A 290-nucleotide genomic window follows, 5' to 3' on the forward strand; every position below is an offset into this window, starting at 1 on the left:
CGAATCTCGCGCGGATCTGGTGACGGCCGGTGGGCAGATCCTCTGTCGCGCCGATGATCCACTCGGTCATACCGAGCAGGTTGTAGACGAATTTCACCCGCCCGTCGCGGACGTAGAACGCCCATCCGCCGAAACGACCGCCCTGGGCGATGACCACACCGTTGGTCGGCCCCTCCTTCGGCGTTTCGATCGCCGCGGTCACCGAGAACGACCGGTTCTTGATGTCGATGACGCTGTGCTCGCTGAGCCTGCGCATCCCGGGGAACAGCACCTGCTTATTGCCCGTCACC

The 290-nt window shown here is 64.1% G+C and carries 1 pseudogene; it reads right to left on the reverse strand.

The features are described 5' to 3' along the window. Positions 1 to 290: pseudogene (locus GV790_RS29890) on the reverse strand (arylsulfatase); the annotation flags it as partial.

The sequence above is a fragment of the Nocardia cyriacigeorgica genome (assembly GCF_010858045.1).
Taxonomy (GTDB): Bacteria; Actinomycetota; Actinomycetes; order Mycobacteriales; family Mycobacteriaceae; genus Nocardia; species Nocardia cyriacigeorgica_E.